A 21,961-nucleotide genomic window follows, 5' to 3' on the forward strand; every position below is an offset into this window, starting at 1 on the left:
CCGAGGTCGTGACAACCGGACCGGGACTTCGGATCGTCTCGTCAACGTGTCGCAGGACGAGTTGGAGCGCGCCGTCCGGGAGACGTTCTCCCGGCAGGTGGCGACCCCACGCGCCCCGCACGACCCGGCGAGTACGGTGCTCCGCCGGGCCAACCGCGTCCAGCGTCGTCGCACGGTGGCCGGAATGAGCCTGGCCGCGTCCGCGATCGTGCTGGTCAGCGCCGGTGCGATGCAGCTTCGCGACGACCGCGCGCCGCACGGGGCCGACCGGGTGGTGATCGCCGACCCCAACCCCGCGCCGGACACGTACCGCACCAGCCTGCCGCCGCCCGGCCCGAGCACCGAGACTCCGCTGGCCGAGGTCGATCTGCTGGTGAACCGGACGATCGCCACCGCGCAGGGCCGCCGGGTGACCCTGATCGGGATCGGTGCGGTGGAGCGCGTACACCGTCTCACCGACGGGCGGGGCTGGCTGGCCGTCGGCGAACCGTCGCTGTCCGGTCGGTCGCTGTGGGCGGTGGCGGCCGACGGGACCGCCCGGGCGCTGCTGGCGGGCGCCGACGAGATCGTCCTCGACCGGTCCGGCCGGCAGGTCGCCTGGAAGCAGGACCGGGTGTTGGCCGCCGCCGGCATCGTGGACGGCGAACTGACCGGCACCGTACGCGCCGACGCGCCGGCCACGGCCGTACCGCTGCGGTTCGTCGACGGCGCGGTGCTGGTACGACTCGACCCCGCCCTTCCCGGCCACGTGCTCTGGCCGCTGCGTCCGGGCCCACTCGACGAGGGCACGGACCGGACCAGCCAGCGGATCTTCGGTGCGCTGCCGGACGGACGCCTGGTCGGCGAGGTGCCCGCCGAGACGCCCGAGGACGCCTGCCTGACCCTGCTCGATCCGGTGGACCTTCGCCCACCCGACCCGCCGGCCTGCGGCCCCACGATCGAGGGCGACGGCCTCGGGGCGGTCTCCCCGGACGGGCGGTGGCTGCTGGTCAACGGGCGCGTCGGCGAGCAGGACCGGGCGCTGCTGGTCGACCTGACCCGACTCGATCCGACCGTTCCGGTCCAGCCCGCCGGACCGGCGATGACCGGCACGGTGTCCTGGAGCGTGCCGGACGTGGCGCACTACGCCGACGCGACCGGTGCGCTGGTCCGGGTGGACGCCGAGCGGGTCCGTGCCGGTCGGTCCGCCGTCCGGGTCACCGTCCCCGGCCTGCGCGACGACGAGCCGCTGGTGGTGGTGACCGGTGGCTGACCGCCGGCCCGGTAGCGTCGGGCGATGAGCCCCCGGATCGACCTGCACACCCACTCCACGGCCAGCGACGGCACGCTCGGTCCTGCCGAGCTGGTCCGCGCCGCCGCCGAGGCCGGGCTGGACGTGGTGGCGATCACCGACCACGACACCACCGCCGGCTGGGCACCCGCCGTGCGGGCGCTGCCGCCCGGACTGCGCCTGGTACGCGGTGCCGAACTGTCCTGCCGCTGGTACGGCGAGCAGCCGCCGATGTCGCTGCACCTGCTGGCGTACCTGTTCGACCCGGAGCATCCGGAGTTGGTCGCCGAGCTGGCCCGGATGCGGGCCGCCCGGTTGACCCGTGGCGAACGCACCGTGGAGCTGCTGCGAGCCGATGGTGTCGACGTACGGTGGCCGGAGATCCTGGCCACGGCGGGCGGTGGGACGGTCGGGCGACCACACATCGCGCAGGCGCTGATCAGGGCCGGGCTGGTCGCCACCACCAGCGCGGCGTTCGGGCCGGAGTGGCTGGGGGAGCGGTACCGCCTGCCGAAGGAGGACATCGACGTCTTCCAGGCGGTCCGGCTGGTCCGGGCGGCCGGCGGGGTGCCGGTGTTCGCCCATCCCCGGGCCAGCCGACGTGGCCCGATCGTGCCGGACACGCTGATCGCCGAACTGGCGGGGGTCGGCCTGGCCGGACTGGAGGCCGACCACGAGGACCACTCGCCCGCCGAGCGGGCCCACGTCCGCGGGCTCGCCGCCGACCTGGGCCTGCTGGTCACCGGGTCGTCGGACTTCCACGGCACGCACAAGACCGTCCGGCTCGGCGCCTTCACCACCGCGCCCGAGGAGTACGAGCGCCTCGTCGCCACCGCGTCCGGGGTGACCGAGGTCGCTTCGGGCTGACCTCGGGTTCGGTCCCGTCGGCCGCCGCTACGGTGACCGGGTGGATCTCAAGCTCTTCGGCGAGGTCTTCGTGACCCTGCTGGTGATCGTCGACCCGCCCGGCATGATGCCGATCTTCCTGGCGTTGACCGGCCCGCTGTCGGCGCGGGAGCGCAACCGCGCGGCCTGGCAGGCGGTCGCGTTGGCGCTCGGCGTGATCGTGGTCTTCGCGGTCGCCGGCCAGACCCTGCTCGCCTACCTGCACGTGGACCTGCCGGCGTTGCAGGCGGCCGGTGGGCTGCTGCTGATCCTGGTCGCGTTGGAGTTGCTCACCGGCAAGACCGACGACCCGACCAAGCAGGCCACCTCCAACATCGCCCTGGTGCCCCTGGGTACGCCGCTGCTCGCCGGTCCCGGCGCGATCGTGGCGACCATGCTCTTCGTCCAGCAGGCCGACCGGACGGCCGACTACACCGCGATCGCCGCCGCGATCGTCGCGGTGATGCTCGCGGTCTGGGTGGTGCTGCGCTTCTCCGGCGGGATCGTCAAGGTGCTGCGTCCGGGCGGCATCGAGGTGCTCACCCGGATCGCCGGCCTGCTGCTGGCCGCGATCGCGGTGCAGCTCATCGCGGACGCGATCGCCGCGTTCGTGACCCAGTACAGCGGGGGTGGCTGAGCGCCGCCGCTGCGACTGTCGGTGGTGGATGGCAGGATCGGGGCCGTGCGACGAGCCTCCCCAGCAGGACGACCCGCCGCCGGTGGCCGCGCGCCCCGGCCCCGTGACGGGCAGCCCGAGCAACTCGGTTTCGAGGGCATGCCGGAGCGGCTGTTCGTCTGCACCCCGAGCAAACTGGGTGCGTACGCGGACTGCCCCCGGCGCTACCGCTACTCGTACGTGGACCGGCCCGCCCCGCCCAAGGGACCGCCCTGGGCGCACAACTCACTCGGCGCCAGCGTGCACACCGCCCTGAAGAACTGGTATGCGCTGCCCGCCGACCGGCGTCGTCCGGAGGTGCTGCCCACCCTGCTCAAGGGCACCTGGGTGCGGGACGGCTACCGCGACGACGCGCAGGAACGGGACGTCTACCGACGGGCGCTGGGCTGGCTGGAGACGTACGTCGGCGGGCTGGACCCGGCCGACGAGCCGGTCGGCGTGGAGCGGGTGGTGGCGACCAAGACCGGGGTGCTGGCGTTCAACGGGCGCACCGACCGGATCGACTCCCGACCCGGGCCCGACGGCCCCGAGCTGGTCATCGTCGACTACAAGACCGGCCGCACCGGGATGGACGCGGACGACGCCCGGGGCTCCCAGGCGCTGGCGCTCTACGCGTACGCGGCCGAGCGGGTGTTCCGTCGCCCGTGCCGCCGGGTCGAACTGCACCACCTGCCCAGCGGCACGGTCGCCGCGCACGAGCACACCGTCGACTCGTTGGCCCGGCAGGTGACCCGGGCCGAGCAGACCGCCCAGGACATCATGGCCGCCGAGCGGTCGGTCGCCGACGGCGGTGATCCGGACGCCGCCTTCCCGACCACGCCCGGCCCACGCTGTGCCTGGTGCGATTTTCGGCGCACCTGCCCGGCCGGTGCCGAGCAGCCGGGCAAGGAGCCCTGGGCGGCCGTCGACCGCCCCGCCGCACCCCCGGCCGAGCCGGGCTGAGCCGCGCGCCGGGCTGAGTCGGGGTCGAGTCGCCTCGCCAGGCTCTCGACCCGAGCCGAGGGGCAGCCGTCCGGTCAGTCGGACAGGGCAGCAGCCCGGGCCGCCCGTTCCTCGGCGGCGCGTCGCATCGGCCCCTCCCGCCAGTCTCGCGGCAGCGCGGTGAGGGCGAGCCGCAGCGCGCGTGCCGTCACGCCCGCCGACAGGGCGGTGGTCGGCAGGCCCAGCCCGCCGTACAGTCGTTGGGCCCAGCCGGGCAGCAGCGCCAGCGCGGTGCCGGCCACGCCCAGATACGCCCACCTCAGCGGCCCCAGGTTGAGCCCGACCTGGGCGGGCAGGCTGAGCTTCCACGGCAGCGGCGGCGCGGTCAGGAACAGGGCCGTCTCGGCGGCCTCCTTGGTCATCCGCAGCTCCGGGCGGACCCGGCGGTAGTACTCGGCCACCTCGGCGGCGGTCCCCGGGACGGTCGCCGGGTCCAGCCCGACCAGCGCGGCCGAGCGCCGTTGCTCGGTGTAGTAGCCGTCCACCTCGGCGTCGTCGAGCGGCACACCGGCCCGGCGGGCGGTGTCGAGGAACGACTCCACCTCGGTGACGTGGACCCAGCGCAGCAGGTCCGGTTCGTCGATCCGGAACCGCTCCCCGGTGGCCGGGTCGACGGCCGTCATCCGGGCGTGCAGCCGGCGTAGCCGCAGCCCCGCCTCCTCCGCCTCGGCCGTGGTGCCGTAGACGGTGGTGCCGACGTAGGTGGCGGTGCGGATCAGTCGGCCCCAGGCGTCCCGGCGGTAGTTGCTGTTCTGGGCCACCCCGGCCATCGCCCGGGGGTGCAGCGCCTGGAGGTAGAGCGAGCGCAGCCCGGCGAGGAGCAGGATCGGTTCCGCGTGCAGTTTCCAGGTGACCGAGTCGGGACCGAACAGGCCGGTGTCAGTGGAATCCACCCGCCAAGCGTGCCACGGGAAGCCGGGACGTTCAGGAGTCGGCGGAACGGCGGGCCTGGCAACCGGGGCAGAGCCCCCAGAAGGTGACCTCGGCCTCGTCGACGTGGAAGCCCGCCGTCGTACGCGGATCGAGGCAGGGGGCCTCGCCGACGGCGCAGTCCACGTCGGCGATCTCGCCGCAGCCCCGGCACACCACGTGGTGATGGTTGTCACCGACCCGGGCCTCGTAGCGGGCGGGGCTGCCGGCCGGCTCGATCCGGCGGGACAGCCCGGCCCGGGAGAGCGCCCCGAGCACGTCGTAGACCGCCTGGGTGGAGACCGAGTCGATCCGCTCCCGTACCCGTCGGGTGATCTCGTCGACGTCCAGGTGACCGCCCTCCGCCAACACGTCGAGTACGGCGAGGCGGGGCCGGGTGACCCGCAGACCGTGCGACCGCAGCAGATCCGCACCGCTGGACATGCGTCAATGACAGCACGGTCGCCCCGACCGGACAACAGCGCGCTGAGTTCGGTGGCTCGGGCCACAGGCCAGTCCGCCCGGATGACGTCTCGGTGAACCCCGGACGCCGCAGGGCCGTGTCAAGCAGGAGCGCACTGGGCGGGTCCACCCCCGGCCCGTACGCTGACATGTCACGATCACCTATCGCCGGAGGTGCCGATGTTCGAGAAGGCGCTGGGCCTGCCCATGCACGTGCTCGTCGTGCATGCGGTCGTGGTCTTCGTACCACTGCTGGTGTTGCTCGCCGCCGCGTACATCGCGCTGCCGAGATTCCGTTCCCGCCTGGACTGGGCGGTGGCGCTCCTCGCGGTCGTCGCGCCGATCACGGCGTTCGTCAGCGTGCAGTCCGGCGAGGCCCTCCAGGAGCGACAGATCGCCCGGGGCTTCTCCGGCGAGATCATCGACCAGATGAACGCACACGCCGCCTACGGTGACGTGCTGTTCCTGATCACGCTGGGGCTCGCCCTGGTGACGATCCTGCTGCTGGTGGCCACCAGCAGCCACCCCCGGGCGCCGAAGCTGCCGAACTGGCTGACCCCGGTGCTGTCGGTGCTGGTGATCGGGGCGGGTGTGGCCGCGCTCGTCTACGTCTGGCTCACCGGTCACTCGGGTTCCGAGATGGTCTGGGGCAACACCTTCGACTGACGGCCCGCCGTCAGAAGAAGATCCGCGTGCAGAGCAGGCAGACCACCACCACGAGGACGGCACCCGCGATCCCACCGATCACCCAGGTCAGCCGCTGCGCGCGCTGTTCCTGCGCGTCCAACGCCGCCATGTCCTGAGTCGGTAGCCGCCGTGGTGGTGGCGCCTGGAGATGCACAGGCGGACGCCATCCGGGCGGCGGTGCGGTGGTGGGCGGCGGCCCGCCGTATCCAGCCGGTCCGTGACCGCCCGGCGCGCCGCCGCCCGGGTCGGTCGCGGCGCCCGTGGCCGTCGGTGGACGCCAGGGATCATCGGACGCGGGTCGGCGTGGCGCGGGTTCGGCGGGCTCCGGCGGCGCGCCGACGGGGGACTCGGCACCGGTGTCGGGCGTGGGCCCGCCCCCGGGTACGGGCCGGCGCCAGGGGTCGTCGGAGGCCGGGCCGGGGTGGGGCGTCGTCACGTCGTCCGACGCTACCAACGACCGGTACGCCACGCCGTCGGCCGCGCCGTATCCGGCCAGCCGCGATCGGCCCGCCCCGGCGCGTGGTCGACGGTCCCGGGGCGGTCCGCAGGTGCGTTAGCCTTGGCGCTCGTGACGAGTGGGGATCCGGGCGGGCGGCGCGACGAGGATCGCGCGGTCGACCTGAGCGAGGACGACTTCGTGGTGCTGCCCGAGCAGAGCACCGACGACACCGATCGTGGCTGGGGCGAGCGGACCGGCGGCAACGACGACTGGCTGCTCGCCGAGCGTCCGCCGCACTGGGACTGAACGCCGGGCCGTCGCCCGGCGACCGTCGTGATCGACGACGCGGGGCGACGCGGGCCCGGTCAGGCACCGTCAGGGGGTGCCGGCCGCCGCCGGGGCCTTGCTCGTGCCGCCGCCGGACGAACCGCCCGAGGATCCGCCCGAGGAGCCGGCGCTGCCGGACGACGAGCTGCTCGACGAGGAGGTCGAGCCGGTCGAGGAGGACGACGACTCGGACGAGGTCGACTTGCTCGGGCTCGACGCGGTGTCGGTGCTCGCCGAGCCGTTGGAGCGGGAGTCGGTGCGGTAGAAGCCGGAACCCTTGAAGACGATGCCGACGGAGTTGAAGAGCTTCCGCAGCCGCCCCTCGCACGCGGGGCAGTCGGTCAGCGGCTCGTCGGAGAAGGACTGCACCGCCTCGAGCTGGTGACCGCACGCGGTGCAGGCGTACTGGTACGTGGGCACGTTCTCCTCCGGGTCTGACACGGCCGGTTGGCACTCGACGTATTCGAGTGCCAATGGTGCGTCATCGGGGGCCGGTTCGTCCAGCGGAAGTGTGTGGCGCGACACCCGAGGAGGTCGCGAGCGGGTGCAGGCCACCGCTCGGCGTGAGTGCCGCGCGTACCGCGCGGTCGTGCGGCTCGGCCGGGACCTCGTCGAGCAGTTCGCCGTCGTACAGGGGCGTCACCGTGAGGGCGGTCGTGGGCACCCGGGCCAGCGCCCGGTCGTACGAGCCGCCACCTCGGCCCAGGCGTACGCCCCGACGGTCGACGGCGAGGGCGGGCACCACGACCAACCCGGCCGAGGCGATCGCGTCGACACCCAGCCGAGGGGTGTCCGGCTCACGGATGCCCCGTCCGGCGGCGACCATCGCGTCGGCACCCGCCCAGCGGGCCCAGTCCAGGTCCAGGTCGTCGCGGAGCACCGGCAGCAACAGGTCGGCGCCGGGCGGCAGCGCGTCGGCGAGCACCGCCGGCAGGTCCGGGCCGCCCGGCTCGCCGCCCACCGGCGCGTACGCGGCCACCCGGGTCGGCCGCAGCCGGCGTACCAGGCTCACCAGTGCGACCTGGACGGCCCCGGCTGCGGCCTCGCGTTCGGCGGCGGTGTACGCCCGACGGCGGGCCAGCAGCGTCACCCGTGCCGCCCGCTTCGCGTCATGCGTCACTTCCGCTCCTTCCGCAAATTCCGGCACGCAACACCCCTCACGCAACGCGTGTCGCGCCGTTGCTCTGTGTCAGCATCGCAGGCGACGGTCGCGCGACTTCCGGGGGGAAGGGGAGGCGTTGACGCTACGGGGGCGGTTGACCGCGGCGTTCCTGGCCGTGGCGTTCGGCCCGGTCCTGCTCGGTGCCGTCTTCGTCGCCTCCACCGTGGCGACGATGGACCGCAGCCGCGCCACCGAGCGACTCGCGGTGGCCGCGACCGCCGTGCGTACCTCGATCGACGCGCTCTGCCAGCAGCTCCGTGCCGCGGCGGACGCGGTCGCGCTCACCGCCGACCGGTCGGGTGCCGCCAGTCAGGTGGTCAGCCGGGGCCTTGCCTCGGCGGTGCTGGTCACCGACGTGACCGGCCGGGTCAGCTTCGCCACCCCGGACGCCCCGCCCGCCCCCTGGCGGGACTGCGGCCCACCGGCGCCACCCACGGTCGGTCTCGGCCCGGCCACCGCCGGACCGGTCGGCGCCCTCGCCGTCCGGGTGGAACTGCGCGACCCGGGCGGTGCGGCGCTCGGCACGGTCTCCGCCGCCCAGCCGGTCGACCCCCGGTTCGTGGCGCGGCTCGCTGCGGTGACCGGCGTCGCGGTGACCCTGCTCGACGGCGGCGGCGCGTCGCACGTCGCGCACACCACGGAGTCGGCCACCGGCCGGGACGAGGTCCTCGCCGCAGCCCCGTCGCTGCGCGGCGAGCGGGTGACCGGCACGCCGGACGGCCGGTACCTGCGCCGCGCCGGTCCGATGCCCGGCCAACCGCTGCACCTGGTCCTCTCGGTGCCCAGTGACCAGCCGCCCGGCCTGCACGCCGTGCTGGTCGGCGTGGTGCTGCTGGCCGCCCTGGTGGGGGTCGCCGCCGCCTGGCGGCTGGCCCGGGTGACCACCCGTCCGCTGGTGGAACTCGCCGGTGCGGTGGACCGGGTGGCGGCCGGCGACCTGACCGCGCGGGTACCAATACGCAGCGACGACGAGATCGGCCGGCTGGCCGCCGCGTTCAACCGGATGGCCCAGGAGACCGGTGGCTACCTGGCGGCGCTGGCCGCCAGCCGCGACCAGCTACGCGGGCACCTCGCGGTGCTGGGGGACACCCTGGCCAGTACGCACGACCTGCAACGGATCCTGCGGGTGATCCTGCGCAGCGCGCTCGCCGCGACCGGCGCCCGGGCGGGTGCGGTGCTGCTCACCGAGCCGGGCGGCGTGTTGGTCGCCCAGTGCTCCGAGGGGCTCGACGGGCGCTGGCCCGGCACCGGGTCGGTGCCGGTGGGCAGCGGACTGCTGGGCGAGGTCGCGGCGACCGGCCGTCCCTGTCGGGGACGGGTGGAACCGGCCGAGGGCGTCGGCGAACCGCCCTGCCGGACGTACGTCGCGGTGCCGTTCACCGCGCCCGAGGCGGGCGTACGCGCCGACCCCGGCCCGCCAGAGACCGTGCTCGGCGTGCTCGCTCTCTATGACCGGCCGGGCGGGGCCGAGTTCGACGACGACGACCTGGCCACGCTGCGCACCTTCGCCGGGCACGCGGCGGTGGCGGTGGAGAACGTCCGCGTCCACGAGGAGGCGCAACGACTCTCGCTCACCGACCCGCTGACCGGGCTGTGGAACTACCGCTACCTGCGCGAGTCGGTACGTCGGGAGGTGGAACGGGCCAGCCGGTTCGGCCGGACGGTCAGCGTCCTCGTGCTGGATCTGGACCGGTTCAAGCGGATCAACGACACGTACGGACATCCGGCCGGGGACGCCGTGCTGGCCGAGTTCGCCCGACGCGTGCGGGGCGAGATCCGCGAGGTGGACCTCGCCTTCCGGCAGGGCGGGGAGGAGTTCGTGGTGCTGCTGCCGGAGACCGACGCCCGGGGTGCGACGATCGTCGCCGAGCGGCTCGCCGCGGCCGTCCGGGACAGTCCGGTCCACGTGGCACGGCACTCCGGGGCACCGGACAGCGTGCCGATGACGGTATCGATCGGGATCGCCGTCTTCCCGGACCACGCCGACACCGGGCCGCAGGTGCTCCAAGCGGCGGACGAGGCGCTGTACGCCGCCAAGACGGGGGGCCGGGACACCTGGCGGCTGGCTCCCGCCCGGGAGGCGTCCGCCACCCGGGAGCTACCGGTGCTGGTGGCGACCCGTACCCCGCAGGACGGGCTGCCCAGGGCCGGGCCCGAGGGCGATCCGGGCGAACCGACCACCGATGACGAACCGGCCGGGGCCGGCTCCGCCACGACCGGCAGAACTGCTCCGGCGGGCGGCGCGTCTTCCGGTCCTCGGCCGCCGCATCACGGCCTCGGCCGATAGTCTCGCGACATGTCGGAGCACTCAGCGAACCCCTCAGCGACCGCCGTCACCGGTCGTCCCCGTGCCGTCAAGGCCGTCATCCCGGCCGCCGGCCTGGCCACCCGGTTCCTGCCGGCGACCAAGGCGGTACCCAAGGAGCTGCTGCCGGTCGTCGACCGACCCGTGTTGCAGTACATCGTCGAGGAGGCCGCCCAGGCCGGTATCGGCGACGTGCTCCTGATCACCGGGCGCGGCAAGACATCGATGGTCGACCACTTCGACCGTCGCCCCGACCTTGAGGAACGGCTCGCCGAGAAGCCCGAGTTGCTGGCCGCCGTCAAGCGCACCGAGGAACTGGCCGCCATCTACACCTGCCGCCAGCCCGAGCAGCTCGGCCTCGGCCACGCCGTCGGGTACGCCGAGTCCCACGTCGGCGACCAGCCCTTCGCGGTGATGCTCGGTGACGAGTTCGTCAACCTCTCCGAGCCGCTGCTGCCGGCCATGTTGGAGCTACAGGCGCGTACCGGTGGCGTGGTGCTCGCCTTCTTCGAGGTCGACCCGGCCGAGACCACGCGCTACGGCATCGCCTCGGTCGAGCCGGCCGAGTCCGAGCTGACCGACATCGGCGAGGTCGTCCGGGTCACCGGCATGGTGGAGAAGCCCAAGCCGGAGGAGGCGCCGAGCAACCTGGCCGTGCTCGGCCGGTACGTCCTGCCTGGCAAGATCTTCGACGCGATCCGGCGTACCAGGCCCGGCAGCGGCGGCGAGATCCAGCTCACCGACGCGATGGAGCTGCTGCGGACCGAGGGCACCCCGGTGCACGCGATCGTCTATCGGGGCATCCGCTACGACACCGGCATGCCGCTGGGGTACCTGCAGACCGTCGTCCAGATCGCCAGCGAGCGCGAGGACCTGGGCAGCGAGTTCCGCAAGTGGCTGGCCGAGTTCGTCAACTCCGACCAGTCGGGCGGTCCGAATACATGACCGCGACGGCCGACGCCGAGGCGGCCGAAAACGGGTTGACGCCGCTCGCCGACTACCTGGGCAGCGTGCTGCGCAGGTTACGCGCGCTGCCTCCGCTCGACCTCGACCTCACCCAGGCGCACGGCAACGTCCTCGCCGAGGACGTCGTCGCACCGCACTCGTTCCCGGCCTTCGACCAGGCGGCCGTGGACGGGTACGCCGCGCGCTGGGAGGACATCGCCGGTGGGGCCCGGGGCGTGGGATACGTCCCGGCCCAGTCCGGCCGTCCGGGTGGCCGCACGGTACGCCTCAACGTGGTCGGTGACCTCGGCGCGGCGAGCTGGCGGCCGGTCCGCCTCACCCCCGGCTCGTGTTTCTCGGTGGCCGCCGGAGCACCACTGCCGGTCGCCGCCGACGTGGTCGTCCCGGTCGAGTGGACCGACCAGGGCATGGCGGCGGTGGAGATCTTCCGCGCACCGAAGCGGGGCTACGGCGTACGCCGGGCCGGTGAGGAGGTGGCCGCCGGCACCCTGCTCGCCCGCGCCGGCACGTACGTCTCACCGGCGCTGGTCGCGGTCTTCGCCGCCACCGGCATCGGACACGTGGTGGTCCGCCCCAGCCCCCGGGTCGTGATCGTGGCCACCGGCGACGAACTGGTGGACGTGGGCCGGGGCAGCCAGCCCGGCCAGGTGGTCGACGCCAACTCGCACGCGTTGACCGCGGCGGCGGCCGAGGCGGGCGCCCTGGCGTACCGGGTGGGCATCTGCGACGACGACCCGGAGGGGCTGCGCGGCCTGCTGGAGGACCAGACCCTACGGGCCGACCTGATCATCACCACCGGCGGCACCGGCACCGGCCCCGGCGACATGGTCCGCCGCATCCTGTCCCGACGGGAGGGCAGCCGCGCCGGACCGGTCACCTTCACCGACGTGGCGCTCTATCCGGGCACCGCCCTCGGGTTCGGCACCGTCGGTGCCGAGGAGGTGCCGGTGGTGTGCCTACCCGGCGACCCGGGCGCCGCGATGATCGGTTTCGAGGTGCTGGCCCGCCCCGCGATCAACCTGCTGGCGGGCGCCGAACCGGTCTTCCGCCCCAGCGTGCGGGCACACCTGCTGGAGACGGTCTCCTCACCGGTGGGTCTGCGCGAGTTCCGGCCCGCGCACGTCGCCGAGCGGCGGGGTGGGGGTTACACTGTCCAACCGCTCAACGGCGGTCCGTTCACCCTCTCCGGCCTGGCGGAGGCGAACGGACTTCTCGTTCTCGGCGAGCGGGTCACCGCCGCCGCTGCCGGCTCCACCGTGGACGTGCTGCTGCTCGACCGTCGACGGTGAATCCGGGTGACGCTCGGGAGTGGAGGAGTGGTGCGGTTCCGACGCGCGCCCGGCTGGCCGGTGGTGCTCTCCGACGGTCCGGTGCTGCTGCGACCGTACCGGCGCTCCGACGCGGCGGCCTGGTCCGAGGTGCGCCGCGCCAACCGGGAGTGGCTGGCCCCGTGGGAGTCCACGCCGGCCGGTGACTGGGCCGAGCTGAACTCGCCGGCCACCTTCCGCTGGGTGTACCGCGACCAGCGGCGCTCGGCGCGTACCGGCGAGGGCATGCCGTTCGCGGTCTGCCTGTACGCCGACGGCGTGGAACGCCTGGTCGGACACATCAACATCGGCAGCATCGTGCGTCGGGCGTTCTGCTCCGGCTACGTCGGCTACTGGGTGGACCGGCGGGCCGCCGGCCAGGGCGTGATCCCCACCGCCATGGCGCTCGCCGTCGACCACGCCTTCGGCCCCGGCGGGCTGCACCGGGTGGAGGTCAACATCCGGCCGGAGAACGGGCCGTCGCGCCGCGTGGTGGAGAAACTGGGCTTCCGCGAGGAGGCGTACCACGCGCGCTACATGCACATCGACGGTGCGTGGCGGGACCACATCGGGTACGCGATGACGAGCGAGGAGATCGCCGCCGAGGGCGGGTTGCTGGCCCGTTGGCACCGGCTGCGCGCCCGTACGCCGTGAGCCGTCCCACGTGCGGAATCGGCGCGGCGCGGTTGTTCCGGCCAGCCTGACCCGTAACCTCAGGTAACTGCAAGCTGCGGCAGGCGCTGCCCGCTCCGCATGATTCACGTCGCCGATGCCGATCGGTGAAAGATCCTGCGGCCGGTCGGCGGTTGCTCCGAATCTTGGTGACGGGAGGGGTGAGGGTGCCGACCTCGGTGCTCCTCGCCGTCCTCGCCGCCGCCGGTCTGCTCGCTCTCGCTCCGGCGCTGGTTCGCCGGTACGACGCCGCCGAGCGGTTGGTGGCGGAGCGGGCGCAGTCGACGGCGCGGGTGCTCCAGCGCCGCCGACGACGCCGCACTGTCCCGGGCCGCAGGCCGGTCAACCCGGCCCGTGCCCTCGTCGTCACCCTGAGCGAGGATCCCAGCTCGGGCCAGCTCGCCGCCCCCGTCTCCGGACCACCCGCACCCCACGCCGGCGACTCCCCGGACGACCGGTCCCCGCGCGGCGCGGTCCAGACCGCGCGCTCCGCTGACCCGGCATCGGCCGGCTCCGCCGAGGGCGCGCCCGCCTCGCGTCGGTCCGGCCGGCCGAGTCGGCTGCGGTCCGTCACGCCCGCCGGTGGCCGTCCGCGCCGCCGCCCCGACCGCCGACGACAGCACACCCCGGCCGTCTACCGACGCCGCCGTGTCCTCGCCGCCCTGGTGCTGCTCAACGCCGTCGAACTGGTCGGCGTCCTGGTGGTCGGCCCCGGCTTCTGGATCAGCTTCACGGTCACCGGCACCCTGCTCGTCGTGTACGTCGTGCACCTGCGCGCCCGCGCACTCGCCGATCGCCGCCGACGGCGTGCCCGGGCCCGCGAGGCCGCCTGGCTGGCCGCCCGGCAGGCCGAGGTGCGCCGCGAACAGGCACGCCGCGCGGCGGCCCGCCGGGAGGCGCAGCGTCGCCTGGCCGCCCAGCGGGAGTCCGTCCGGCGTTCCGCCATGGGCCTGGACCGCCCCGCCGACCTGCCACAGGCCGCCAGCGGCGGCTCGGTCTCCTACCGCCGCGCCGGTGGCCTGCGTGGCCGTCCGTACGAGGCCGGTCGGGGCTCCCACAGCGCCTGACCCGCCGTGCGTCGGGCGGGGCGGGGCGGTTCGCGGCGAAGGCGGCCGACCTGTTAGCCTTGTCGCCGGCCCGCCCGGTGAAAGCCGGACGGGACCAACGCCGGTGAACCGGCGGAGGGGCTGTGGCGCAGACTGGTAGCGCACCTCGTTCGCATCGAGGGGGTCAGGGGTTCAAATCCCCTCAGCTCCACCACGAAGCAGCAGATCAAGGGCGGGTTCTCGGATGATCGAGAACCCGCCCTTGATCATTTGTCCGGCTGGCGTCCGTCGGACGGAGCCCCAGGCCGTGGCACATGGCGGACGAACTCAAGCCGAACGGGTGGGGTCGGCGCCAACGGTCCGTGCGGCACGTCGTGGTGACCGGACTCGGGCCGCAGCCACTGCGGACTCAGCCGCCATCCGAAGGGGCCGGACGGTCGAGGCGGAAATCCGGGGCGGTCGGGGTCAGCAGCGCCGTCCGCGCGGGCACCTCCCACGCCCGGCCCAGTTCGGCGGCGAGTGTGCCCAGCAGGCGCGGTACGTCCGTGGCGGCCGAGTCGTGCATCGCCTCGACGACCACCAGCACGGTGGAGGTCTCCTCGCGCACCGCCGACCAGCCGCTCTGTCTGTTGGTCCAGCGTCGGGCGTGGGCCCGTCCGTGCGGGTCGGCGAAGATCACCTCACCGAGGTCGGGCCGCTCCTCGGCACCGCCCAAGGTCAGGTAACGCTCGTCGCCCCGGGCGTGCCGTACCTCGATGCCACCGCCGACGCGATCCACGTCGAGGATTCCGACCGGGATCGCGTACGCGGCCGAGACGGCGTTGCCGAGGTCGACGAGCGGGTGCACCCGGGGCAGGTCACCGGTGGTACGCAGCCGCCGCAGCAGGGACTCCGACGCGCAGCGGTACCTGGTCGGAGCCAGCCCCATCCGGGCGAATGCCCGACGCCACGCCTGGATCTCCGCAAGACCCGCTTCGCTGCCGGCGGCGAGCCGCTGTCGGGCCTGCGCCAGCAGGTCGGCCAGCGGCAGTTCGGTTCGCGGCTCACCGGCGACGCCCTCGGCGTACAGCACACCGGCGACCAGTGGCGGATGCTCGGCCCGGACCTCGGGAGAGTGCTGGAAGTACACGCCTCGACTCCTCACGCCTCGGCGCGGGCCAGCAGCAGGCCCAGCGCCAGGAACGACCCGGCGAAGCACCGGCGCAACCAGTCGGCCACCCGGGGGCGGTCGAGCACGCGTCGGCGTACGGCGGCGGCGCCCAGGCCATAGCCGACGAAGACCACCAGCGTGGTGGCGGTGAACACCGCGCCGAGCCCGAGCATCCGGCCGAGGGCGCCCGGCGTCTCCGGGTGGACGAACTGCGGCAGGAACGCCACAAAGAAGATCGTCAACTTCGGATTGAGCAGGTTCATCAGCACCGCCGAGACGATGACCTTGCCCGCCGGACGGGTGGGGGAGGTGTCGTCCACGGTGATCGCACCCCGGTCCCGCAGCGTGGCGAAGGCCAGCCAGAGCAGGTAGCCCACGCCCAGGTACTTGACCAGGTCGAAGGCGAGCGCGCTGGAGTGCAGCAGCGCGGCGAGCCCGGTCACGGCCGCCACCAGGTGCGGCACCGTGCCCAGGGTGCCGCCCAGCGCGGCGACCAGGGCGGCCCGGCGCCCGCCGGTCAGCCCGGCGGAGAGCGTGAACAGCACCCCGGCGCCCGGGGTGACGACCACGACGAGCGTGGTCAACAGGAACGCGATGCTCACGAGGTTGCTCCCTGGTCCGGTGATGGCACACCGGCAACCCTGCCGCCAGAATGGTCCGATGGACAGTGCCAAAACAGCCCCGCCCGACCGGTCCATAACCGAAAGGGCGGTCACGCCTCCGGTAGTGGCAGGGCCCCCGGTCAACGCCGGGTCGGACTTCCTGCACCTCGACATCGGGCAGGCTCCGGCGGGTGGGCGGGCGGCCTGGCTTGCCCACCGGCTACGCCGGGCGATCGGCGACGGGGTGGTACCGGTCGGCGCCAGGCTGCCCGCCACCCGGATACTCGCCGCCGACCTCGGGGTGTCGCGGGGGGTGGTGGTCGAGGCGTACCAGCGCCTGGTGGAGGAGGGGCACCTCGCCGGCCGGGGCCGTGCCGGGACCGTGGTGGTCGCCACCCCCGTCGCGGCGCCGCCGGACGCCGGGACGGGGCGCGGCGCGCGGACCTCGGGGACACCCGGTGTCCGATCGTCGGACGACACCGTCCTGTTCCCGCAGGTACCCGGCCCGGACGCCTTCGACGCGGTACGCACCGCCCCGGCGCGGATCGACCTGACACCCGGCGTACCCGATCTGGCGGCGTTTCCCCGCGCGGCCTGGCTGCGGGCCGAGAAGGTGGTGCTGGGGCGGCTGGCCGCACCGGACCTCGGCTACGGCGACCCGTGCGGGACGCCGACGCTGCGCCGCGCCGTCGCCGGGTGGCTGGCCCTCAACCGGGGGATCAGCGTCGACCCGGCCGAGGTGATCGTCACCACCGGGGTGTCGCAGGCGCTCGGCCTGCTCGCCCAGGTGCTGCCGGACGACGGCATCACCACGGTCGGCGTGGAGGACCCCGGCTCCCTCGGCGTCCGGCAACACCTCGACAACTGGCGGCTCGACACGGTGCCGATCCCGGTCGACGCCGCCGGACTGCGGGTGGACGAACTGGCCGCCAGCAGGGCACCCGCGGTGATGCTCACCCCCGCGCACCAGTTCCCGACCGGTGTAGTGCTCGACGGCGAGCGGCGCCGCCGGCTCGCCGACTGGGCCCGCAGCGGCGGTCTGGTCATCGAGGACGACTACGACGCCGAGCACCGCTACGACCGCCCGCCGGTGCCCGCGCTCCGGGCCACCCTGCCGGAGCGGGTCTGCTACGCCGGCAGCGTGTCGAAGCTGCTCGCCCCGGCGCTGCGGATCGGCTGGCTGCTGGTGCCCCGCCGGTACCGGAACCCCGTGGTGGCCGCCAAACGCAACGCCGACCTGGGCAACGCCATTCTGCCGCAACTGGTCCTCGCCGAGCTGATCACCTCCGGGGCGCTGGAACGGCAACTGCGGCTGCTGCGCCGTCGGCACGTACGCCGCCGGGACGCGATGATCGCCGCCCTGGCACGTCACCTGCCCAGGGCGACCGTGCACGGGGCAGCGGCCGGGCTGCACCTGACCGTCACCCTGGACGGCACGGTGGTGGACACCGAGTTGGCGGCGGCGACTCTCGCCCGTGGGGTGAAGGTGCAGCCGTTGTCCTGGCACTGCCGCCGGCCGTACCCACCCGGCCTGGTCCTCGGCTACGCGGCCAACTCCGCCTCGGCCATCGAGGAGGGCATCGCCACCGTGGCCGCCGCGCTGCGCTGAGTCATCACGAACGGGGCTCGGGGAAGCGCTCGCCGCTCGACGGCGCCACCCATCTCGACGGGTGGCAAGGCAACGGCGGCCGGACCTGGGAGATCGAGTGGCAGGGCGACCCCTTCCCGGCCGAGGCCGCCGCGCGGCTGCTGAGAGCACCGGAGCCCCGGTGGCGACGACAACCAGGGCGAGCACGCGGTACGCGGCCTGACCGGCATGGCCGTACCGGTGAACTCGGCGCTCGCCCGCCGGGTCGGCGCGAGGCTCACCCGGTGGCCGCAGTGGCCGTGGGGATGTCCAGCAGTGCGCCGAGCTGGCGGAAGGCTTCCGGGCGGACCCGGTACCAGACCCAGGTGCCCCGCCGCTCGGAGTCCACCAGGCCCGCGTCCCGCAGCACCCGGAGGTGGTGGGAGATGGTGGGTCCGGACAGGTCGAACGCCGGGGTCAGGTCACAGACGCAGATCTCCGGTACCGAGGCGATCATCGACATCAGCCGGAGCCGGACCGGGTCGCCCAGGGCCTTGAACATCGGAGCGACCACCGCCGCCTGGTCGTCGTCCATCGGACGGGCCGCGATCGGGGCGCAGCAGGCCACGGCGTTCAGGTCGACCACCGGCACGGCTTGTTTCGACATGCGTCTAGGTTGACAGATTTCAAAACAAGGGGCAATGTGGGGGTCTGATTCGAAAGTCATCTAGACAGGGCGGGTCGGAGACGGCGGTCCTGTCGAGAGGAGAACCCATGTCCCGCGTTCAACTCGCCCTGCGCGTGTCCGACCTCGACGAGTCCGTCTCCTTCTACTCGAAGCTGCTCGGCGTCGAACCGGCCAAGCGTCGCCCCGGCTACGCCAACTTCGCCGTCCAGGACCCGCCGTTGAAGCTCGTGCTCCTGGAGGGCGAATCCGGCCGGCCGACCGCGCTGGACCACCTGGGCGTCGAGGTCTCCACCACCGAAGAGGTCAACGCCGCCACCCGGCGCCTCACCGAATCCGGCCTGATCACCCTGGAGGAGAACAGCACCGAATGCTGCTACGCCCTCCAGGACAAGGTCTGGGTGCGTGGCCCCGGTGACGAACCCTGGGAGGTCTACACCGTCAAGGCCGACTCCGACCACCTGGAGAAGGCCACCGCGAGCACCTGCGGCACCCCCGCCACCGGCAAGGAGCCGGCCACCGCCGCAGCCACCGGCACCTGCTGCTGACGGCACCCGGCCGCAGCCGCAGACGTCCCGCCCGTAACGCCTTGACCCTCGCGGGAGGTGCGAGCCGGGCGGACGTCGCGGGCCGGCGATCATGCTTCGACGTCAGTCGAACAGCCCGTCGAGTGCCTTCTGTTCGAGGTCGCGCCAGCGCTTGGCGTCCTTGAGCGCTTTGGCGATCTCCTTGTCGTCGAGGTGGTGGGCGCCCTCCTCGCGGATGCACGCGACGCTGAACGGCCTGCCGACCGACGGCGAGGTCTGCTCCAGCGCCTCCAGCACCCGGACCACGCCGACCACGCCGTACTCGACGGTGCGCGTGGTCATTCGGAAGTGGGACAGCAGCGCGCCCGCCTGCTGGGCCATGGGCGCGCCGGAGCCGATGGCGTGGAAGCCGACGTCCTCGTAGCGGCCGATGAGCCCGTTGGGGTTGATCTCCACGATCCACGGCCCGCCCTGGCTGTAGCCGACCGCGAGCAGGTACGCCGACACCCCGCCGCCGCCGTCCTCGCCGGGCACGTCCGGGATGTAGTTCGCGTAGTGCTTCTTGAAGACGGGTAGGACGCGCTCCTGCAACTCGCCGCCGATGTCGGGTGCTTCGAGGATGGCGGTGGCCGACTCCTCAAGGAGGGGGCGCAGGTCGTTGAGTACGCCCCGCGCGCCGCTGCCGCCCCAGGCGGCGCAGGAACCCAGCGGGTGCAGCTTCTGGGCGGGGAAGCTCAGACCGCGGTCGCTCTCGGTGATCTGGGAGTCCGCGCCGATCACCACCCCGTCGCTGCAAACGATGGCGAGTACGACGGTCATGGGGTCCTCCTGGGCGGGCTGCGGGGTTGGGCGCGAGGTACCCGGCATCCCGTCCGCCTACACCCCGACAGGTGTCGGCCCGCTCGCCGGCGCAGACGAGAGCCCCATCCTGCCCGTGCAGCAGGTCAGGACGGTTTCCGTAGTTCGGCTGCGCCGAAGGACACCGAGAACCGCTTGCACCAGATCGAGACGCTGCGGAAGCCGTCGAGATCCGCGTCTGCGGGGATGTCGTAGACCTGGTCGCCCCGGTTCCCCTTGAGCCGGTCGAGTTCGAGCCATCGCCCGTCGTCGAATACGTGCCAGCCGGCCCGGCCGGGGAGCACCGGCTGGTCGGTGAGCCAGACTCGCAGGTCGGGGCCGTTGGAGGTGGCGAGGTCCTGTAGCGCCAACTGGTGACTGCCGTCCGCGAGCCGGATCAGTCGGGCGGTGCCGGTGGTCTCGTGCTCGTGCGTGACGAACTCTCCGCTGGCCAGCAACGCGTTCCTCGGACCCGGCGCGACGGACGGTTCGGCGGAGGGTGACGTGTCGGCCGAGGGGTCCACCGCTGCCGGCGTCGATCCCTCAGCCACCGGTGCGTCGGTGATCGGCAGTATCTCGGCGACCACCTGATCGGTGAACAGCTTCCACGGCTGGAACCAGTAGAGGCCGAATGTCACACCTCCGCCCAGAAGGGCGACCAGGAGCCAGGTGAGGGGTCTGCGCGTCATCGCCGGAGCCTATGTCGGCGGACGCCGCCCCGGTCCATTTCGGATTCTTACGTCACGTTGCGTGTGACAGGCCGTAGACGCAGCGTCCAGGTGTGGGTGCGGGGCGCGTGTCGGCTTGGGGTGAGCGGTGACCCGGATGATCGCGATCCTGAGTGAACTGTCAGGATTGCGCTATGACGGTCAGAACTGCCGGCAGGGTCGCCCTCGTCACGGGGGGAAGTCGGGGCATCGGCGCCGCCGTCGCACGCCGGCTCGCCGAGGACGGGATCGACGTGGCGTTCACCTACCGCAGCGCGGAGGACAACGCGAAGTCCGTGCTGGCCGACATCGAGGCGTACGGGCGTACCGGCGTGTCGATCAGTGCGGACAGTGCCGATCCGGCGGCGGTCGTCGGCGCGGTGGAGCGGACGGTGGCCGAACTTGGGCGGCTGGACATCCTGATCAACAACGCGGGGGTGTTCGCGGGCGGGTCGATCGAGTCGGTCAGCTTCGAGGTGCTGGACCGGGCGGTCGCGGTGAACGTACGCGGGGTGTACCTGGCCACCCAGGCGGCGGTGCGGCACATGGGCGAGGGCGCGCGGATCGTCAACATCGGCAGCAGCTTCGCCAGCCGCGTCCCCGCTCCCGGAGTCAGCGCGTACGCGATGACCAAGAGCGCGGTGAACGGGCTGACCCGGGCGCTGGCCCGCGAACTCGGCCCGCGCGGCATCACCGTCAACCTGATCCTTCCCGGCTCGACCGACACCGACATGAACCCGGCGGACAGCGCCGGTGCCGACGCGCAGCGGACGCAGATCGCCCTCGGGCGGTACGCGTCGCCGGCCGACGTGGCCGCGACCGTCAGTCACCTGGTGGGCGACGGTGGCCGGCACATCACCGGCGCGTCCATCGCGATCGACGGCGGTGCGACCGCCTGACCGGTGGCGTGGCGACTGCGCGGTGACCTAGACTCCAAACCCCGCTCGATCGAAGATTGTCGTTCTGCTCGGCGGTCTCGACGGACGTGTCCCGGCTACCGGCTGGAGCAGTTGTGGACGAAGGTCATCTGGTCGATCGGCGACGCCTGCTGGGCCTGATCACCGCCACCCTCGCCGTCGGCGTGATCCCGGAGGCGTGGCTCGCCGAGGCGGCGTACGGGGCGACGCCCCGCTGGAACCGGCCCTTCGACAAGTGGGTCCCGATCACCTCACCGTTCGGGGTACGCGTCGACCCGATCACCGGCGAGCGGCGACAGCACAACGGCACCGACTACAGCTACGGCGGCATCCTCGGCTATCCGGTCCGGTCGATCGCGGCCGGCACCGTCACCGGCGTCACCTACAGTGCCGCCGGACTCGGCCACCACGCCACGGTCAGCCATGCCGACGGGTGGCGCAGCGTCTACGGGCACCTGCGGGACGTACCCGTGGTGCGGGCCGGCACGCAGGTCGCCGCCGGGCAGCACCTCGGCGACGTCGGCTCGACGGGCCGCTCCACCGGGCCGCACCTGCACCTGGAGATCTTCCATCCGAACGGGCACCGCGTGGACCCGGAGTCGATCCTCACCGGCGCTCCCTACGCCGGGGCGCCCGGCCAGCCACCCGCGATTCTCACCAAGGACGGACTCATGTACCTCATCTGGAGCACCGGCGGCACCGGCTACCTGGTCACCCCCAACCGCGTCATCGGGTTGCGGTCGATGGCCCACTACAACCTCTTCAAGCGGATCATCAACTCGAACCAGGCCGCCGACCAGCCCGAGATCTTCAACCAACTGGAGATCGACCAGATCAACGCGTACCTGAACGGGCACGTCCCGGCCTGACCGGCG

Annotated in this window: 23 protein-coding genes, 1 tRNA gene and 3 pseudogenes; 18 read left to right on the forward strand and 9 right to left on the reverse strand. The window is 73.4% G+C overall.

Going from position 1 to position 21,961, the window contains the following annotated elements:
- Window positions 1-46: 46 nt before the first annotated feature.
- The 4 genes from ACIBMZ_RS10620 to ACIBMZ_RS10635 all read left to right on the forward strand — a co-directional run bounded on the left by ACIBMZ_RS10620 (window position 47) and on the right by ACIBMZ_RS10635 (window position 3,773).
- A complete protein-coding gene (locus ACIBMZ_RS10620) occupies window positions 47-1,252 on the forward strand; it encodes a hypothetical protein (RefSeq protein ID WP_396692342.1) in 1,206 nt (401 codons plus the stop codon).
- A gap of 24 nt (window positions 1,253-1,276) precedes the next feature.
- A complete protein-coding gene (locus ACIBMZ_RS10625) occupies window positions 1,277-2,137 on the forward strand; it encodes a PHP domain-containing protein (RefSeq protein WP_396692344.1) in 861 nt (286 codons plus the stop codon).
- A 40-nt stretch (window positions 2,138-2,177) separates the two neighbouring features.
- Window positions 2,178-2,792: a MarC family protein gene (locus tag ACIBMZ_RS10630; protein WP_396692346.1), complete on the forward strand. Its 615-nt coding sequence runs from the start codon at window positions 2,178-2,180 to the stop codon at window positions 2,790-2,792.
- Window positions 2,793-2,930: 138 nt separating this feature from the next.
- Window positions 2,931-3,773, forward strand: coding sequence for a RecB family exonuclease (locus ACIBMZ_RS10635; protein WP_396692739.1), 843 nt, complete (start codon window positions 2,931-2,933; stop codon window positions 3,771-3,773).
- Window positions 3,774-3,847: 74 nt separating this feature from the next.
- Here ACIBMZ_RS10635 and ACIBMZ_RS10640 read toward each other — a convergent pair whose 3' ends face one another.
- Both ACIBMZ_RS10640 and ACIBMZ_RS10645 read right to left on the reverse strand, forming a co-directional pair.
- On the reverse strand, window positions 3,848-4,705 hold the full coding sequence (locus tag ACIBMZ_RS10640; protein WP_396692348.1) for an oxygenase MpaB family protein: 858 nt from the start codon (window positions 4,703-4,705) through the stop codon (window positions 3,848-3,850).
- Between the two features lie 31 nt (window positions 4,706-4,736).
- Window positions 4,737-5,165, reverse strand: coding sequence for a Fur family transcriptional regulator (locus tag ACIBMZ_RS10645; protein ID WP_396692350.1), 429 nt, complete (start codon window positions 5,163-5,165; stop codon window positions 4,737-4,739).
- Between the two features lie 198 nt (window positions 5,166-5,363).
- Here ACIBMZ_RS10645 and ACIBMZ_RS10650 point away from each other — a divergent pair, with 198 nt between their 5' ends.
- The 3 genes from ACIBMZ_RS10650 to ACIBMZ_RS10660 all read left to right on the forward strand — a co-directional run bounded on the left by ACIBMZ_RS10650 (window position 5,364) and on the right by ACIBMZ_RS10660 (window position 6,901).
- Window positions 5,364-5,849, forward strand: coding sequence for a DUF2231 domain-containing protein (locus ACIBMZ_RS10650; protein ID WP_396692351.1), 486 nt, complete (start codon window positions 5,364-5,366; stop codon window positions 5,847-5,849).
- A 580-nt stretch (window positions 5,850-6,429) separates the two neighbouring features.
- Window positions 6,430-6,615 (forward strand): hypothetical protein, encoded by a 186-nt coding sequence (locus ACIBMZ_RS10655; RefSeq protein WP_396692353.1) that lies wholly within the window; start codon window positions 6,430-6,432, stop codon window positions 6,613-6,615.
- Between the two features lie 76 nt (window positions 6,616-6,691).
- Window positions 6,692-6,901 (forward strand): hypothetical protein, encoded by a 210-nt coding sequence (locus ACIBMZ_RS10660; protein ID WP_396692756.1) that lies wholly within the window; start codon window positions 6,692-6,694, stop codon window positions 6,899-6,901.
- A 62-nt stretch (window positions 6,902-6,963) separates the two neighbouring features.
- On the opposite strand, the pseudogene ACIBMZ_RS10665 reads toward ACIBMZ_RS10660, so the two are convergent.
- Window positions 6,964-7,191: pseudogene (locus tag ACIBMZ_RS10665) on the reverse strand (FmdB family zinc ribbon protein); the annotation flags it as partial.
- The gene (locus ACIBMZ_RS10670; protein WP_396692355.1) at window positions 7,118-7,756 is read right to left on the reverse strand and encodes a 5-formyltetrahydrofolate cyclo-ligase; all 639 of its coding nucleotides are present in this window, start codon (window positions 7,754-7,756) and stop codon (window positions 7,118-7,120) included. The pseudogene ACIBMZ_RS10665 and the gene ACIBMZ_RS10670, both read right to left, overlap by 74 nt.
- A 118-nt stretch (window positions 7,757-7,874) precedes the next feature.
- On the opposite strand from ACIBMZ_RS10670, the gene ACIBMZ_RS10675 reads away from it, so the two are divergent.
- The 7 genes and pseudogenes from ACIBMZ_RS10675 (at window position 7,875) to ACIBMZ_RS10705 (ending at window position 14,308) form a co-directional block, all read left to right on the forward strand.
- The gene (locus ACIBMZ_RS10675; RefSeq protein ID WP_396692357.1) at window positions 7,875-10,085 is read left to right on the forward strand and encodes a diguanylate cyclase; all 2,211 of its coding nucleotides are present in this window, start codon (window positions 7,875-7,877) and stop codon (window positions 10,083-10,085) included.
- Window positions 10,086-10,094: 9 nt separating this feature from the next.
- Entirely contained in the window at window positions 10,095-11,048 is a 954-nt protein-coding gene (locus ACIBMZ_RS10680) for a UTP--glucose-1-phosphate uridylyltransferase (RefSeq protein ID WP_396692359.1), read from the forward strand.
- A complete protein-coding gene (glp, locus tag ACIBMZ_RS10685) occupies window positions 11,045-12,358 on the forward strand; it encodes a gephyrin-like molybdotransferase Glp (protein WP_396692361.1) in 1,314 nt (437 codons plus the stop codon). The genes ACIBMZ_RS10680 and glp overlap by 4 nt, the downstream gene beginning before the upstream one ends.
- 30 nt (window positions 12,359-12,388) lie before the next feature.
- The gene (locus tag ACIBMZ_RS10690; protein WP_396692363.1) at window positions 12,389-13,030 is read left to right on the forward strand and encodes a GNAT family N-acetyltransferase; all 642 of its coding nucleotides are present in this window, start codon (window positions 12,389-12,391) and stop codon (window positions 13,028-13,030) included.
- A 185-nt stretch (window positions 13,031-13,215) separates the two neighbouring features.
- Window positions 13,216-13,476 (forward strand): annotated as a pseudogene (locus ACIBMZ_RS10695) (hypothetical protein); the annotation flags it as partial.
- 159 nt (window positions 13,477-13,635) lie between these two features.
- Window positions 13,636-14,115 (forward strand): annotated as a pseudogene (locus ACIBMZ_RS10700) (hypothetical protein); the annotation flags it as partial.
- A gap of 116 nt (window positions 14,116-14,231) precedes the next feature.
- Window positions 14,232-14,308 (forward strand) — tRNA-Ala (locus ACIBMZ_RS10705).
- A gap of 195 nt (window positions 14,309-14,503) precedes the next feature.
- On the opposite strand, the gene ACIBMZ_RS10710 is transcribed toward ACIBMZ_RS10705, so the two are convergent.
- Together ACIBMZ_RS10710 and ACIBMZ_RS10715 are read right to left on the reverse strand one after the other, a co-directional pair.
- Window positions 14,504-15,223 (reverse strand): B3/4 domain-containing protein, encoded by a 720-nt coding sequence (locus ACIBMZ_RS10710; protein ID WP_396692365.1) that lies wholly within the window; start codon window positions 15,221-15,223, stop codon window positions 14,504-14,506.
- 11 nt (window positions 15,224-15,234) lie between these two features.
- A complete protein-coding gene (locus ACIBMZ_RS10715) occupies window positions 15,235-15,846 on the reverse strand; it encodes a LysE family translocator (RefSeq protein WP_396692367.1) in 612 nt (203 codons plus the stop codon).
- 58 nt (window positions 15,847-15,904) lie between these two features.
- On the opposite strand from ACIBMZ_RS10715, the gene ACIBMZ_RS10720 reads away from it, so the two are divergent.
- Window positions 15,905-17,455, forward strand: a complete 1,551-nt coding sequence (locus ACIBMZ_RS10720; protein ID WP_396692369.1) for a PLP-dependent aminotransferase family protein — start codon at window positions 15,905-15,907, stop codon at window positions 17,453-17,455.
- Window positions 17,456-17,711: 256 nt separating this feature from the next.
- Here the strand turns inward: ACIBMZ_RS10720 and ACIBMZ_RS10725 are convergent, their stop codons facing one another.
- Window positions 17,712-18,080 (reverse strand): ArsR/SmtB family transcription factor, encoded by a 369-nt coding sequence (locus ACIBMZ_RS10725; protein ID WP_396692371.1) that lies wholly within the window; start codon window positions 18,078-18,080, stop codon window positions 17,712-17,714.
- A 107-nt stretch (window positions 18,081-18,187) separates the two neighbouring features.
- Between ACIBMZ_RS10725 and ACIBMZ_RS10730 the strand changes: the two genes are divergently transcribed.
- Window positions 18,188-18,646, forward strand: a complete 459-nt coding sequence (locus ACIBMZ_RS10730) for an ArsI/CadI family heavy metal resistance metalloenzyme (RefSeq protein ID WP_396692373.1) — start codon at window positions 18,188-18,190, stop codon at window positions 18,644-18,646.
- A gap of 102 nt (window positions 18,647-18,748) precedes the next feature.
- Here the strand turns inward: ACIBMZ_RS10730 and ACIBMZ_RS10735 are convergent, their stop codons facing one another.
- A complete protein-coding gene (locus tag ACIBMZ_RS10735; protein ID WP_396692375.1) occupies window positions 18,749-19,444 on the reverse strand; it encodes a proteasome protein in 696 nt (231 codons plus the stop codon).
- Between the two features lie 125 nt (window positions 19,445-19,569).
- On the reverse strand, window positions 19,570-20,151 hold the full coding sequence (locus tag ACIBMZ_RS10740) for a DM13 domain-containing protein (RefSeq protein ID WP_396692377.1): 582 nt from the start codon (window positions 20,149-20,151) through the stop codon (window positions 19,570-19,572).
- 173 nt (window positions 20,152-20,324) lie between these two features.
- Between ACIBMZ_RS10740 and ACIBMZ_RS10745 the strand changes: the two genes are divergently transcribed.
- Both ACIBMZ_RS10745 and ACIBMZ_RS10750 read left to right on the forward strand, forming a co-directional pair.
- Window positions 20,325-21,068: an SDR family NAD(P)-dependent oxidoreductase gene (locus ACIBMZ_RS10745; RefSeq protein ID WP_396692379.1), complete on the forward strand. Its 744-nt coding sequence runs from the start codon at window positions 20,325-20,327 to the stop codon at window positions 21,066-21,068.
- A 113-nt stretch (window positions 21,069-21,181) separates the two neighbouring features.
- Complete coding sequence (locus ACIBMZ_RS10750) at window positions 21,182-21,955, forward strand: M23 family metallopeptidase (RefSeq protein ID WP_396692381.1); 774 nt, start codon at window positions 21,182-21,184, stop codon at window positions 21,953-21,955.
- Window positions 21,956-21,961: the final 6 nt, after the last annotated feature.

It is taken from the genome of Micromonospora sp. NPDC049900, from assembly GCF_044461025.1.
In the GTDB taxonomy this organism is placed as follows: Bacteria; Actinomycetota; Actinomycetes; order Mycobacteriales; family Micromonosporaceae; genus Micromonospora.